Source organism: Micrococcus sp. Mcc28 (assembly GCF_024519775.1).
In the GTDB taxonomy this organism is placed as follows: Bacteria; Actinomycetota; Actinomycetes; order Actinomycetales; family Micrococcaceae; genus Micrococcus; species Micrococcus luteus.
The window spans coordinates 21,019-33,450 of record NZ_JALJRH010000008.1 but is presented as its reverse complement, the minus strand read 5'-3'; the positions used below and the strand labels follow the sequence as shown (position 1 = coordinate 33,450).

At 73.1% G+C, this 12,432-nt stretch carries 12 protein-coding genes; 8 read left to right on the top strand and 4 right to left on the bottom strand.

The window, feature by feature from the left end; genetic code table 11:
* Nucleotides 1–240 precede the first annotated feature (240 nt).
* The 5 genes from NR073_RS05835 (at nucleotide 241) to NR073_RS05815 (ending at nucleotide 4,136) form a co-directional block, all read left to right on the top strand.
* Nucleotides 241–1,458: a thiolase family protein gene (locus tag NR073_RS05835; protein WP_060973845.1), complete on the top strand. Its 1,218-nt coding sequence runs from the start codon at nucleotides 241–243 to the stop codon at nucleotides 1,456–1,458.
* Nucleotides 1,459–1,462: 4 nt separating this feature from the next.
* The gene (locus NR073_RS05830) at nucleotides 1,463–2,248 is read left to right on the top strand and encodes an enoyl-CoA hydratase/isomerase family protein (protein ID WP_256748679.1); all 786 of its coding nucleotides are present in this window, start codon (nucleotides 1,463–1,465) and stop codon (nucleotides 2,246–2,248) included.
* An 8-nt stretch (nucleotides 2,249–2,256) separates the two neighbouring features.
* Entirely contained in the window at nucleotides 2,257–3,144 is an 888-nt protein-coding gene (locus NR073_RS05825; RefSeq protein WP_123244484.1) for a 3-hydroxyacyl-CoA dehydrogenase family protein, read from the top strand.
* Between the two features lie 114 nt (nucleotides 3,145–3,258).
* Complete coding sequence (locus NR073_RS05820; protein ID WP_044658760.1) at nucleotides 3,259–3,642, top strand: MmcQ/YjbR family DNA-binding protein; 384 nt, start codon at nucleotides 3,259–3,261, stop codon at nucleotides 3,640–3,642.
* A complete protein-coding gene (locus NR073_RS05815) occupies nucleotides 3,642–4,136 on the top strand; it encodes an SRPBCC family protein (protein WP_134377429.1) in 495 nt (164 codons plus the stop codon). Before NR073_RS05820 ends, NR073_RS05815 begins: the two co-directional genes overlap by 1 nt.
* Nucleotides 4,137–4,158: 22 nt before the next feature.
* On the opposite strand, the gene panD is transcribed toward NR073_RS05815, so the two are convergent.
* Together panD and NR073_RS05805 are read right to left on the bottom strand one after the other, a co-directional pair.
* The gene (gene panD / locus NR073_RS05810) at nucleotides 4,159–4,596 is read right to left on the bottom strand and encodes an aspartate 1-decarboxylase (protein ID WP_010080090.1); all 438 of its coding nucleotides are present in this window, start codon (nucleotides 4,594–4,596) and stop codon (nucleotides 4,159–4,161) included.
* A 183-nt stretch (nucleotides 4,597–4,779) separates the two neighbouring features.
* Nucleotides 4,780–5,772, bottom strand: a complete 993-nt coding sequence (locus NR073_RS05805) for a DUF559 domain-containing protein (RefSeq protein ID WP_095353734.1) — start codon at nucleotides 5,770–5,772, stop codon at nucleotides 4,780–4,782.
* Nucleotides 5,773–6,058: 286 nt separating this feature from the next.
* Between NR073_RS05805 and paaZ the strand changes: the two genes are divergently transcribed.
* The 3 genes from paaZ (at nucleotide 6,059) to NR073_RS05790 (ending at nucleotide 10,301) form a co-directional block, all read left to right on the top strand.
* The gene (paaZ, locus tag NR073_RS05800; RefSeq protein WP_230278107.1) at nucleotides 6,059–8,179 is read left to right on the top strand and encodes a phenylacetic acid degradation bifunctional protein PaaZ; all 2,121 of its coding nucleotides are present in this window, start codon (nucleotides 6,059–6,061) and stop codon (nucleotides 8,177–8,179) included.
* 138 nt (nucleotides 8,180–8,317) lie between these two features.
* Nucleotides 8,318–9,250: a 3-hydroxyacyl-CoA dehydrogenase gene (locus NR073_RS05795; RefSeq protein WP_070708800.1), complete on the top strand. Its 933-nt coding sequence runs from the start codon at nucleotides 8,318–8,320 to the stop codon at nucleotides 9,248–9,250.
* A 115-nt stretch (nucleotides 9,251–9,365) separates the two neighbouring features.
* Nucleotides 9,366–10,301, top strand: coding sequence for a hypothetical protein (locus NR073_RS05790; protein WP_036313913.1), 936 nt, complete (start codon nucleotides 9,366–9,368; stop codon nucleotides 10,299–10,301).
* Between the two features lie 13 nt (nucleotides 10,302–10,314).
* Here NR073_RS05790 and NR073_RS05785 read toward each other — a convergent pair whose 3' ends face one another.
* Together NR073_RS05785 and NR073_RS05780 are read right to left on the bottom strand one after the other, a co-directional pair.
* Nucleotides 10,315–10,926 (bottom strand): TetR/AcrR family transcriptional regulator, encoded by a 612-nt coding sequence (locus NR073_RS05785; RefSeq protein WP_036313911.1) that lies wholly within the window; start codon nucleotides 10,924–10,926, stop codon nucleotides 10,315–10,317.
* A gap of 95 nt (nucleotides 10,927–11,021) precedes the next feature.
* The gene (locus NR073_RS05780; protein ID WP_230278108.1) at nucleotides 11,022–12,371 is read right to left on the bottom strand and encodes a phenylacetate--CoA ligase family protein; all 1,350 of its coding nucleotides are present in this window, start codon (nucleotides 12,369–12,371) and stop codon (nucleotides 11,022–11,024) included.
* Between the last annotated feature and the right edge of the window lie 61 nt (nucleotides 12,372–12,432).

The window sequence follows — 12,432 nt, the reverse complement described above, 5'->3', positions numbered from 1 at the left end:
GGCCCGCAGACACGCCGCCACGTCGGGGACGAAACGGCGCGTCTGCGGGCCTCCGTGCGGGGTGCGCCGGGTCAGACGCTGATCGACGTGGCCTCGGCGCGGCCGCCCGGCCCCGTCTCCGCCCCGTCACACCCCGCCCCCGCAGTTGACCCCCGTCACACCGGCCCGGGATACTGAACCTGAACGCACGGTCGGTAATTCGCCGCGCCCGCCTCGTCGTCGGTCACTCAAGGAGTCTCCATGTCCGCACAGTCCCAGGCCCTGCTCGTCGGCGGTCGCCGCACGCCCGTCGGCAAGTACGGCGGCGCCCTCTCCTCCGTCCGCCCCGACGACCTCGCCGCCCTGACCATCAAGGCCGTGATCGAGGACGCCGGCATCGACCCGTCGGTCGTGGACGACGTCATCCTCGGCAACGCCAACGGCGCCGGCGAGGAGAACCGCAACGTCGCCCGCATGGCCTGGCTGCTGGCCGGCTTCCCGGACACCGTCCCGGGCATCACCGTGAACCGCCTCTGCGCCTCGGGCATGTCCGCGATCGGCATCGCCACCGCGATGGTGCGCTCCGGGATGGCCGACGTCGTCGTGGCCGGAGGCGTGGAGTCGATGTCCCGCGCCCCCTGGGTGATGGAGAAGCCGACGACGGCGTTCGCCAAGCCCGGCGCGGCCTTCGACACCGCGATCGGCTGGCGCTTCGTGAACCCGCGCTTCGCGGACGGCGAGTTCGGGGAGAAGTTCACCTTCTCCATGCCGGAGACCGCCGAGGAGGTCGGCGAGGTGGACGGCATCACCCGCGAGAACGCCGACGCCTTCGCCGCCCGCTCGCACGAGCGTGCGCTGGCCGCCATCGAGGCCGGCCGCTTCGCGGACGAGATCGTGCCCGTCGTCGTCACGGGCCGCAAGGGCGCCGAGACGATCGTGGACACGGACGAGGGCCCCCGTCCCGGCTCCACCCCCGAGGTGCTCGCCGGCCTGCGCCCGATCATCAAGAAGGACGGCGTGGTCACCGCCGGCAACTCCTCCTCCCTCAACGACGGCGCCTCGGCGATCCTCGTCGTCTCCGAGCGGGCCGCGCAGAAGTACGGCCTGACCCCGCGCGCCCGCGTCGTGGAGTTCACCTCGGCGGGCCTGGCCCCCGAGATCATGGGCCTGGGCCCCGTCCCGGCCACCGAGAAGGCCCTCGCGCGCTCCGGCTGGTCCGTGGCGGACCTGGGCGCCGTCGAGCTCAACGAGGCCTTCGCCACCCAGTCCCTGGCCTCGATGCGGCGCCTCGGCCTGGACCCGGAGACCGTCAACGCCGACGGCGGCGCGATCGCCCTGGGCCATCCGCTGGGCTCCTCGGGGTCGCGTCTCGTGGTCACGCTGCTCGGTCGGATGGAGCGCGAGGGCGCGGACAGGGGCCTGGCCACGATGTGCGTGGGCGTGGGCCAGGGCTCCGCGATGCTCGTCGAGAGGGTCTGAGCAGATGACCGACTTCAGCCACTTCTCGGCGCTGCACGTCGAGGAGCGCGAGGACCGCGTCCACGCGCGCATGGACCGCCCGGGCGTGCGCAACGCGATCGACCAGACCATGGTCGACGAGTTCCACGAGCTCTGCGCCCACCTCGAACGCGAGCCGAAGATCCTGATCATCTCGGGCACGCAGGTGGAGTCGAAGTGCGAGCCGGGGACGTTCTCCGGCATCTTCGCCTCCGGCGCGGACATCGGACAGCTGCGCGAGCGCCGCCGCGACGACGCCCTGCGCGGCGTGAACTCGCAGGTCTTCGACCGCATCCACCGGCTGCCCATGCCCGTGATCGCAGCGATCGACGGCTTCGCCCTCGGCGGCGGCGCGGAACTGGCCTACGCGGCCGACTTTCGCATCGCCACCCCGGCGCTGAAGATGGGCCAGCCCGAGACGAGTCTGGGGATCACCGCCGCTGCGGGCGCCCAGTGGCGGCTCAAGGAGCTGGTGGGCGAGCCGGTGGCCCTCGAGCTGCTGCTCGCCGGACGGATCCTGGACGCGCAGGAGGCCCTCGAGCTCAAGCTCGTCACCGAGCTGCACGAGCCGGAGGCCCTCCTCGACGCCGCCGACGCCCTCGCCGACCGCATCGCGCAGCAGGACCCGCTGGGGGTGCGGCTGTCCAAGCGCGTCTTCCACCTCCCCCGCGAGGCCCACCCCCACGTGGACGAGATCGCGCAGGCCATCCTGTTCGAGTCCGAGGCCAAGTTCGAGCGCATGCAGGCGTTCCTCGACCGCAAGAAGAAGTGAGGACTGACATGACCGATCAGCAGCACACCCCTGATGCCGCGCCGTCCTCCGTGCCCGCCGTCGTCGGCGTCCTCGGCGGCGGCCGGATGGGTGGCGGCATCGCCCACGCGTTCCTCGTCTCCGGCTCGTCCGAGGTGGTCGTCGTCGAGCGCGACCCGCGGTCGGCCGAGGCCGCCAGGGAGCGCATCGAGGCCGACCTGGCCGCCTCCCTGGACCGCGGCAAGATCGACGGCGACCTGGACGAGTGGGCGCAGCGCCTGACCGTCACCGTGGACCGCGCCGACTTCGCCCGCTGCGACCTCGTGGTCGAGGCCGTGTTCGAGGACATGCAGGTGAAGATCGAGGCGCTCACCGACGTCGAGGCCCACCTGCGCGAGGACGCCTGGCTGGCCAGCAACACCTCCTCCCTGTCCATCGACGAGATCGCCTCGCACCTGCAGCGTCCCGAGCGCTTCTGCGGCCTGCACTACTTCAACCCGGTGCCCGCCTCGAAGCTCGTGGAGGTCGTGATCGGCGAGCAGACCGGTGCGGAGCTCCAGGCCCTGTCCACCGAGTGGGTCCGCGGGCTCGGCAAGACCCCCGTCGTCGTCAAGGACGCCCCGGGCTTCGCCTCGTCGCGCCTGGGCGTGGCGATCGCGCTCGAGGCCATCCGCATGGTCGAGGAGGGCGTGGCCTCCCCCGAGGACATCGACGCCGCCATGGTGCTCGGATACAAGTTCCCGGTCGGCCCGCTGGCCCTGACCGACATCGTGGGCCTGGACGTGCGCCTGGGCATCGCGGAGTACCTCGAGTCCCAGCTGGGTGAGCGCTTCGCCCCGCCGCAGCTCATGCGGGACATGGTGGCCCGCGGCGAGCTCGGCCGGAAGTCCGGCAAGGGCTTCTTCGACTACCGCTGAGCCCCCGGGGCAGGCGCTTTCGAACGGGAGATAGGGCCTATCTCCCGTTCGAAAGCGCCCATTCCCCCGATATCACGTTCGAAAGTGCGGGGCGGCGCGGCTAGCGTGACGGGTATGGACGAGCCCACGCTGCTGCGCGTCGCCCGCGACCGCGCCCTCGAGCTGCCGGGCAGCGCCGCGTCGCACCCCTTCGGCCCGGACACCGAGGTCATGAAGGTGCAGGGGAAGCTGTTCGCGGTGTTCATCGACCACGACGGGCGCCGCCTCGTGAACGTCAAGGCCCGCCCGGAGGACGGCGCCCAGCTGCGCGCGGCCCTGCCCGCGGCGATCACGCCCGGCTATCACATGGACAAGCGGCACTGGCTTAGCCTGGCCGCGCACCCGGCCCTCGACGAGCAGCTCGTGCGGGACCTCGTCACGGAGTCGTACCTGTTGGTCGTCGCGAAGCTCCCCCGCACCCGGCGCCCCGTGGACCCCGAGACCTTCGGCCGGGCCTGATGTCGGTCGACCGCCCCTTCCGCTTCACCCACCGCTGGGCCGTCCCCGCGGACGCCCGGTCCGTGCTGGCCCTGCTCGCCGACCCGGCCGGCTACCCACGCTGGTGGCCGGCCGTCCCGCGCGTCCGTCGCCTGGGCCCCGACCGCGCCGCCGTCCGGCTGCGCGGGTTCGTGCCGGTGCGTCTGACGATGGAGCGTCTCATCGACGACCGCGCCCGCGGCCTACTGGTCGCCCGCCTGAGCGGGGGCCTGACGGGCACCGTGCGGGTCACCGTCCACGACGACGGTGCCCCGGCCGGACACGCGCCGCGCTGCATCGTGGCGTGGGAGCAGGAGGTGGTGCTCACCTCGCCGTGGATGCGCGCCGTGGCCCACGTGCCGGGCGCCCGCACCGCGATGGGCCTCAGCCACGCGGCCGCGATGCGCTCCGCGCGTCGAGCGCTCGGGGCGAAGGCCGTGCCGACCGCTGATCCCGCTCGAAGGGCTCGTCCATGACGGCCCGGCGCCCCAGGCCGGCTCAGAGCTCGGCCTGCGCCTCGTTCCACTCGCGGGACAGCGGCGGGCGGGAGAGGCCGTCGAGGAGGCCGTCGGCGGGGTCGATGCCGAGCTCCACGATCCTGTTGTCCGCGTCCACGTGGACGACCTTGGGCTGGAAGTGGCGGGCCTCGTCGTCGTCCATCTGCCCGTAGGCGATGAGGATGACGATGTCCCCCGGATGCACCAGGTGGGCGGCGGCGCCGTTGATGCCGAGCACGCCGGAGCCCCGCTCGCCCGCGATGGTGTAGGTCTCCAGTCGCGCGCCGTTGGTGACGTCCACGATGGACACGAGCTCGCCGGGGAGGATGTCCGCGGCGTCCAGCAGGTCCTGGTCCACGGTCACGGAGCCCACGTAGTGCAGGTCCGCCTGGGTCACGGTGGCCCGGTGGATCTTGGCGTGGAACATGGTGCGCAGCATGCGGCAGAACTCTCCGGATGAGGGGGTGGGTCGGGTCCGAGAGGACCGGTGCTCGATTCTACGCCGGTCCGGAGACGAGGGGCAGGGGCCGACGCCGGCCCGAGGCTCCCGCCCCTCTCGCCGAGGCCCGCAGACACGCCGTTACCGCCAGGCCGTAGCGGCGCGTCTGCGGGCCTCGACAGGTCAGATCCACGACGGCGGCACTCGGCCCGGCATCGTCCGCGCGGCCACCAGGCCCCGCAGCTGCCGCACGAAGAGCTCCCAGTGCCCCGGCAGGAACACGTCGGCGGTCACCCGGATCACCTCCCACCCCTCCGCGCGCAGGGCCGCGTCCCGCTCGCGGTCCTCACGCCACTGCCGGCGATCCGTGCGGTGCTGATCGCCGTCGTACTCGACGGCCACCTTGGCCTCCGCCCACACCAGATCGACGCGGAGCCGCTGTCCCGTGGCGAGGCGGATGCACGGGTTCACCGCGGGCTCGGGGACGCCGTCCAGGACGAGCCGCACCCGCAGCCGGCTCTCCTGCGGCGAGTCGGCCCCGGGACGCACGAGCTCCAGCGCCTCCCGGGCCGCACGGATCCCGCGCACCCGACCGCGTTCCTCGACGGCGGCGCGCAGCTCGGCCACGTCCGTCACCCCGGGAGGCAGCCGACGGCGGCGGGCCTCCGTCGGGGCGGTCCGAACCATGCTGTCCCCCAGCGCGACGAGATGCTCGAGCGGCCCGGCGTGCGCGGCGAGGTCCACGAAGGTCCACCCCGGTGCGGTCACACGCACCCCGTCCACGATCCGCACCGGTGCGTCGGCGCGGAGGCGGTGTGAGCGGATCCCGGCCCGGCTCGACGCGGTGCCGTGGCCGCGCGGGGTCGCGATGTGCACGGACCGGTCGGCGGCGAGCGGCCCGGTCAACCACAGGCCGAGCACCCGGGCGGCCGTGACGTGGCTGAACACGCCCTCGGGGTGCAGATCCTGCAGTGCCCGCACATGATCCATGGGGTCCGGTGCGACGCCGCGCAGGCCCCAGAGCCCCCAGCCGAGGGAGACCACGTCCCCGCGCCGCAGCCGGGCCGCACTCACGCCCGCCTCGCGCGCGGCCGGGGTCGAGAACACGGTCGGAGCGCGGAGGAGGCCGTCCAGTCCGCAGCGCATCGGAGGCAGGGGCGCGGGCGAGCGGGGCATGGGCCGAGCGTGCCCGATCCGGGCGGGCCGCCGTCGTCGTCCGCCGGGATCTGTGGACGACGCCCCGCCGAGGCCCGCAGACACGCCGCCACGTCCTGGCCATAGCGGCGTGTCTGCGGGCTTTGGCGCCACGGGTCGCCGCCAGACCCCACCCCACCCCTCCCCACGACGACGGCGTCACCCGCCCGGCTCCCCCTCCCGCGTGATCCACGTCTCGGCTAGGGTGAGGAGCAATAACCGACCGATCGGTCGGGACTCGTCCGCGCCCCCGACACCAGGAGACCCCGTGACCGTCACCGCCCCCTCCCTCCCGGAGATCCTCCCCAGCTACGTCGCCGGCAGCTGGTGGACGCCGTCGCACCCGTCCAAGGTCACCGACGTGACGGACGCGAACACCGGCGCGCGCCTGACCGGCGTCTCCACCGACGGCCTCGACACGGCCGCCGCCATCGAGCACGCCCGCACCGTCGGCCAGCAGGCCCTGGGCGAGCTGACCATCCACGAGCGCGCCCTCAAGCTCAAGGAGCTCGCGCTCTTTCTGAACTCCCGCGTCCAGGAGCTCTACGACGTCTCCTTCGCCACCGGCGCCACGCAGCGCGACCACGCCTTCGACGTCGACGGCGGCATCGGCACCCTCTTCACGTTCTCCGGCAAGGGCCGCCGCGAGCTACCGAACTCCACCGTGATCATCGACGGCGACGTGGAGCCCCTCTCCCGCGACGGCTCCTTCATCGGCGAGCACATCTACCAGCGCATCCCGGGCGTGGCCGTGCAGATCAACGCGTTCAACTTCCCCGTGTGGGGCATGCTCGAGAAGTTCGCCCCGGCCTTCGTCGCCGGCGTGCCCACCGTGGTCAAGCCGGCCACCCCCACCGGCTACGTCACGCAGAAGTGCGTCGAGCTGATGCTCGAGTCCGGCGTGCTGCCCGAGGGCTCGATCCAGCTGATCTCCGGCTCCGCCCGCGACCTGCTGGACCACCTGGACTACCGCGACCACGTCGCGTTCACCGGCTCCGCCGCCACCGCGGCCACGCTGAAGAAGCACCCGAACGTGCAGGAGGGCGGCGTCCGCTTCACCGCGGAGACCGACTCCCTCAACGCCGCCATCCTCGGCCCGGACGCGGACCCGGAGTCCCCCGAGTTCGAGGCGTTCGTGAAGGTCGTCTTCCAGGAGATGACGGTCAAGGCCGGACAGAAGTGCACCGCCATCCGCCGGGTGATCGTCCCGCAGGATCGGGTCGAGGCCGTGACCGCCGCCCTCACCGAGCGCCTGGCCGCGAAGGTCGTCCTGGGCGACCCGCGCGTCGAGGGCACCACCATGGGCGCCCTGGCCTCGAAGGACCAGCAGGGCGAGGTCCGCGGCGCGGTGCAGCGCCTGGTCGACGCCGGCGGTCAGGTCCGCCTCGGCGGCCCCGAGGGCTCGACCGGTGACGCCGACGCCGAGTCCGGCGCGTTCTTCGCCCCCACGGTGCTCACCTTCGAGGACGCGCGCACCCCCGAGGTGCACAGCGTCGAGGCGTTCGGTCCGGTCACCTCGGTGATCGGCTACACGGACGTGGCCGACGCCGTGGCCCTGGCCGCCCTGGGGTCGGGTTCGCTCGTGGCCACGGTCGCCACGAACGACGGTGAGACCGCCCGCGCGTTCGCCGCCGGGATCGGTGCCCACCACGGCCGCGTGCACGTCCTGAACCGCCAGACCGCCGCGACCACCACGGGCCACGGCGCCCCCGTGCCGGTGCTGATCCACGGCGGCCCCGGCCGCGCCGGCGGCGGCGAGGAGCTCGGCGGCGTCCGCGCTGTGAAGCACTACATGCAGCGCACGGCGATCCAGGGCTCCCCGGACATGCTCACGGCCATCACCGGCGTGTGGCATCAGGGCGCCGCGACCCACACGGTGACCCGCGAGGACGTGGAGGCCGGCACGGCCGTGCACCCGTTCTACAAGTCCCTGGCCGAGCTGACGGTGGGCGACCAGTTCGCCTCCGGCCTGCGCACCGTCACCCTGGAGGACATCACCGCCTTTGCGGAGGAGACCGGGGACAGGTTCTACGCCCACACGGACGAGGAGGCCGCCATGGCCAACCCGTTCTTCCCGCGCCGCGTGGCCCACGGCTACCTGCTGGTCTCGTGGGCCGCGGGGCTGTTCGTGGCCCCGGATCCGGGCCCGGTGCTGGCCAACTACGGCCTGGAGAACCTGCGCTTCATCACGCCGGTGACCTACGACGACGCCATCCGCGTGACCCTGACCGCCAAGCGCATCACCCCGCGCGTGAGCGACGAGTACGGCGAGGTGGCCTGGGACTGCCGGATCCACAACCAGAAGGACGAGCTCTGCGCTCAGTACGACGTGCTGACGCTCGTGGCCAAGACCTGGCCGATGGCCCCGTCCGAGACCTCCCAGGGCTGAGCCTCCCCGCCCCGACGGGCCGTCCCGTGCGCCCGCTGCGCACCGGGCGGCCCGTCGTCGCCCCCGGGAACAAGGAGCGTGCCCGGGGCGTTCACCTGTACGTCCCATTCGGACCGCGAGAGAAGAAGGTCGACACACATGTCCGAGTTCACCCGTTTCGAGCAGGTCGCCGTGCTGGGCACCGGCGTGCTGGGTTCGCAGATCATCATGCAGGCGGCGTACCACGGCAAGAAGGTGATGGCCTACGACGCCGTCCCCGCCGCCCTCGAGGGGATCGAGCGCCGCTGGGCGTGGATCCGCCAGGGCTACGAAGCAGACCTCGGGGAGGGCTACGACCCGCAGCGCTTCGACGAGGCCATCGCCCGCATCACGCCGACCTCGGACCTCGGCGAGGCCCTGGCGGATGCGGACATCGTGGTCGAGGCCGTCCCGGAGAACCTGGAGCTCAAGCGCAAGGTGTGGGCCCAGGTGGGCGAGCTCGCCCCCGCCACGACCCTGTTCGCCACGAACACCTCCTCCCTGCTGCCCTCGGACTTCGCCGACGCCAGCGGCCATCCGGAGCGCTTCCTGGCCCTGCACTACGCCAACCGCATCTGGGCGCAGAACACCGCCGAGGTCATGGGCACCGCCGCCACCTCGCCGGAGGCCGTCGCGGGAGCCCTGCAGTTCGCCGAGGAGACCGGCATGGTCCCCGTGCACGTGCGCAAGGAGATCCCGGGCTACTTCCTCAACTCCCTGCTCATCCCGTGGCTGCAGGCCGGCTCCAAGCTGTACATGCACGGAGTGGGCAACCCGGCGGACATCGACCGCACCTGGCGCGTGGCCACCGGCAACGAGCGCGGCCCGTTCCAGACCTATGACATCGTGGGCTTCCACGTGGCCGCCAACGTCTCCCGCAACACGGGCGTCGACTGGCAGCTCGGCTTCGCTGAGCTGCTCGAGAAGAGCATCGCCGAGGGCCACAGCGGCGTGGCCGACGGCCAGGGGTTCTACCGCTACGGGCCGGACGGGGAGAACCTCGGCCCGGTGGAGGACTGGAACCTGGGCGACAAGGACACCCCGCTCGGCTGACCTCCTCCGCTGACGGATCAGCGGCCGTCCGGTGCGCACCACGCATCGGGCGGCCCCGTTGCGTGCCCCCGCCGCTTCCTTGTGGCATCCGTCACAGCGCACGTAGAGTCGGGCCATGACGACCTCCCGACTCCCCCTGCTCGGCGCCCTCGCCGTGGGCGCGCTCGCCCTCGCCGGGTGCGCGGGCGGCGGCGGCGCGGAGCCCTCCTCCCCCGCCCCCTCGTCGGCGTCGTCCACGACGACGGCGGCCTCGTCCGCCCCCACGTCGCCCGCGGCCAGCAGCTCCACGGAGAGCACGGGCGCGGCGGAGAGCACGGCCGGCGCCTCCGCCTCGGGCAGCCTGTCCCTCGAGATGCCCCCCGCGCTGGACGGGCAGCGGACCCTGGCCGTGCAGGCCGCCGTCCAACGGGCCGCGGGGCCGGGGTCCGAGGTGGGGCTGAGCGCCGCCTCGCCGCTGGAGCGGCAGACGGAGCTGCGCCAGCGGGCCGCCGGCCTGGAGCAGGCGGTCGACGCCGGTGCGAGCCCGGCTTCCACCCGCAGCGCGGAACAGCAGGCCTGCCTGGACGCCACCCGCTCCGATCTGGAGCGGGACGCCGAGGCCGGGGCGGCGGACCTGGGGCTCACGGCCCAGCCGGAGACGGCCGCCACGACCGGCGGCGGGCCCACCACGACACCGGCGCCCTCCTTCACGGCGTCCCCCGACGCCGAGGTCACTCCGCTCGGCGTGCGCGTCACCGTGTACCCCACGGAGGAGGCCGCCCGCGCCGCCCTGGAGGACGCCCGAGCGGCGGCGCAGGCCTGCACCGGGGTGGACCTGGCCGGGCTCGACGTGGAGAGCGTGACGCGGACCGAGCACGAGGGCGGCACCGCGTACACGGCGCTCCCGGCCCCCGGGGGGTCCGTCTACTCCCACCTCACTGCCGTGCAGGACGGCGCCCGCACCGTGGCCGTGGCCCAGGCCGACGCGGACGGCGGGGTGCCCGCGGACGCCGAGGACCGTGCGGCCTCAATCGTGGCCGACGTGCTCGCCGCGCTCGACGGCGAGGGCTGAGGACAGCGGGCCCTCAGCCCCGCAGACCCCCGAGCACCACGCCCGTGACGGCGTCGATCATCTGGTCCGGTCCCTGCTGGCCGGGAACGCCGCGATCCGGCCGGTACCAGTCGACGATCGAGTTGATCATGCCGAGCGCGAGGCGGGCGAGGTTGCGCGGGGTCACGTCGGAGCGCACCGCACCCGCGGCCTGGGCGGCCTCGAGCAGGTCACCGAAGCGCCGGGTGATCTCGCGCCGGCGCTCGACGGCGGCCACCTCGACCGCCGAGTTCCCGCGCAGGCGCAGCAGCAGGGTCACCTCGGGCTGCTTCTCCGCCAGCACCCCGAGCGTGCCGCGGATGGCCGCCTCGACCTGCGCGCCGGCATCGGCCCCGCTGGCCACCACATCGTCCAGGCACGCCTCGAGGGCGTCGAGCGCCTCCGTCACCGCGTGGTCGAGGATCGCCTCCTTGGACTCCACATGGTGGTAGATCGCGGACTTGGAGATGCCCAGGTGGGCGGCGAGCATGCCCATGGACGTCGCCTCGTAGCCGTGCCGGTTGAAGAGCTCGACGCACTCGGCCAGCAGCGTCTGCCGGTCATAGCCGGGCCGGCCGCGGCGCGGGGTGGGGCTGCTCTGGGGCACGGGGCTCCTTCAGGGGCGGGCGGACGCCGACGACGACGGCGCACCGGTCCACTCTACCGGGCACGCCGGCGTCGGGTTCGGCCGCGGGGTCGGGATCAGGCCTGGTCGCGCAGGTCGTAGATCCGCTTGAGCTTGCCGGAGGAGCGGGCCAGGGACTCCGGCTCCACCACGTTGATCACGCACGAGGAGCCGATCTTCGTCTTGATCTCCATGCGCAGGTGCGCCGCGCAGGCCTGGGCCTCCTCGAGGGACGCATGATCACGGCGCTCGATGTTCACGGCCATCTGGTCCATACGGTCCGGGCGGGTGATCTCGAGGGTGAAGTGCGGCGACAGGGCCGGCTCCTTGAGGGCCAGCTCCTCGATCTGCGACGGGAACAGGTTCACACCGCGCAGGATGATCATGTCGTCCGAGCGGCCGGTGATGCGGCCCATGCGGCGGTGGCCCGGGTGCGTGGTGCCCGGCAGCAGGCGGGTGAGGTCGTGGGTGCGGTACCGGATGATCGGCAGCGCCTGCTTGGTGAGCGAGGTGAAGACGAGCTCGCCGTGGCGGCCGGTCTCGAGGACCTCGTCCGTGAGCGGGTCGATGATCTCGGGGCGGAAGTGGTCCTCCCAGATGTGGGAGCCGTCCTTGGTGGCCGCGGACTCGCCGGCCACGCCCGGGCCCATGACCTCGGAGAGGCCGTAGATGTCCAGGGCGTCGAGGTCGAAGGTCTGCTCGATCTCGCGGCGCATCTCCTCGGTCCACGGCTCGGCACCGAGGATCACGACCTCGAGGGAGGACTCGCGGGGGTCCAGGCCGAGCTTCTTGAAGCCGTCCGCGATGGTCAACAGGTAGGTGGGCGTGGAGAGGATGGCGCGCGGCTGGAAGTCGGTGATCAGCTGCACCTGCTTCTCCGTCTGCCCGCCGGACATCGGGATCACGGCCGCCCCGATGCGCTCGGCGCCGTAGTGGGCGCCGAGGCCGCCGGTGAACAGGCCGTAGCCGTACGCGTTGTGCACGCGGTCACCGGGGCGGATGCCGCCGGCGCGGAAGCAGCGGGCGACGAGGGTGGCCCACGTGGCCAGGTCGTCGTCGGTGTAGCCGACCACGGTGGGCTGGCCGGTGGTGCCGGAGGAGGCGTGGATGCGGCGCAGCTCGGGGCCCGTGGCGGCGAACGCGCCGAACGGGTAGCTCTTCCGCAGGAACTCCTTGTCCGTGTACGGGAACTTGGCGAGGTCCCCGAGCTCCGTGAAGTCCGAGGGGTGGACGCCGTGCGCGTCGAAGTGCTCGCGGTACGCGGGCACGTTCTCGTAGGCGTGGTGCAGGGTCCAGCGGAGGCGCTCGAACTGGAGCGCCTCGATCTGGTCCCGGTTCATCGTCTCCTCGGGGTCCGGGGCCCCGCGGTCGGCGGGGGCGGGCAGGGGTGCCGGCGTGTACGGGTTGGGGATCGAGGCCTCGAGCATGGCGTCCTCCTGGGGATGCGGGGTCGGGCGGCGGTCGACGACGGCGGCGCACCGGCGGGGG

Bases quoted from the DNA above. Each gene is read 5' to 3' on its own strand.
- NR073_RS05825 (WP_123244484.1), top strand. From the start codon at position 2,257: ATGACCGATCAGCAGCACACCCCTGATGCCGCGCCGTCCTCCGTGCCC.
- NR073_RS05815 (WP_134377429.1), top strand. From the start codon at position 3,642: ATGTCGGTCGACCGCCCCTTCCGCTTCACCCACCGCTGGGCCGTCCCC.
- NR073_RS05780 (WP_230278108.1), bottom strand. From the start codon at position 12,371: ATGCTCGAGGCCTCGATCCCCAACCCGTACACGCCGGCACCCCTGCCC.
- NR073_RS05830 (WP_256748679.1), top strand. From the start codon at position 1,463: ATGACCGACTTCAGCCACTTCTCGGCGCTGCACGTCGAGGAGCGCGAG.
- NR073_RS05795 (WP_070708800.1), top strand. From the start codon at position 8,318: ATGTCCGAGTTCACCCGTTTCGAGCAGGTCGCCGTGCTGGGCACCGGC.
- panD (WP_010080090.1), bottom strand. From the start codon at position 4,596: ATGCTGCGCACCATGTTCCACGCCAAGATCCACCGGGCCACCGTGACC.
- NR073_RS05790 (WP_036313913.1), top strand. From the start codon at position 9,366: ATGACGACCTCCCGACTCCCCCTGCTCGGCGCCCTCGCCGTGGGCGCG.
- NR073_RS05805 (WP_095353734.1), bottom strand. From the start codon at position 5,772: ATGCCCCGCTCGCCCGCGCCCCTGCCTCCGATGCGCTGCGGACTGGAC.
- NR073_RS05820 (WP_044658760.1), top strand. From the start codon at position 3,259: ATGGACGAGCCCACGCTGCTGCGCGTCGCCCGCGACCGCGCCCTCGAG.
- NR073_RS05835 (WP_060973845.1), top strand. From the start codon at position 241: ATGTCCGCACAGTCCCAGGCCCTGCTCGTCGGCGGTCGCCGCACGCCC.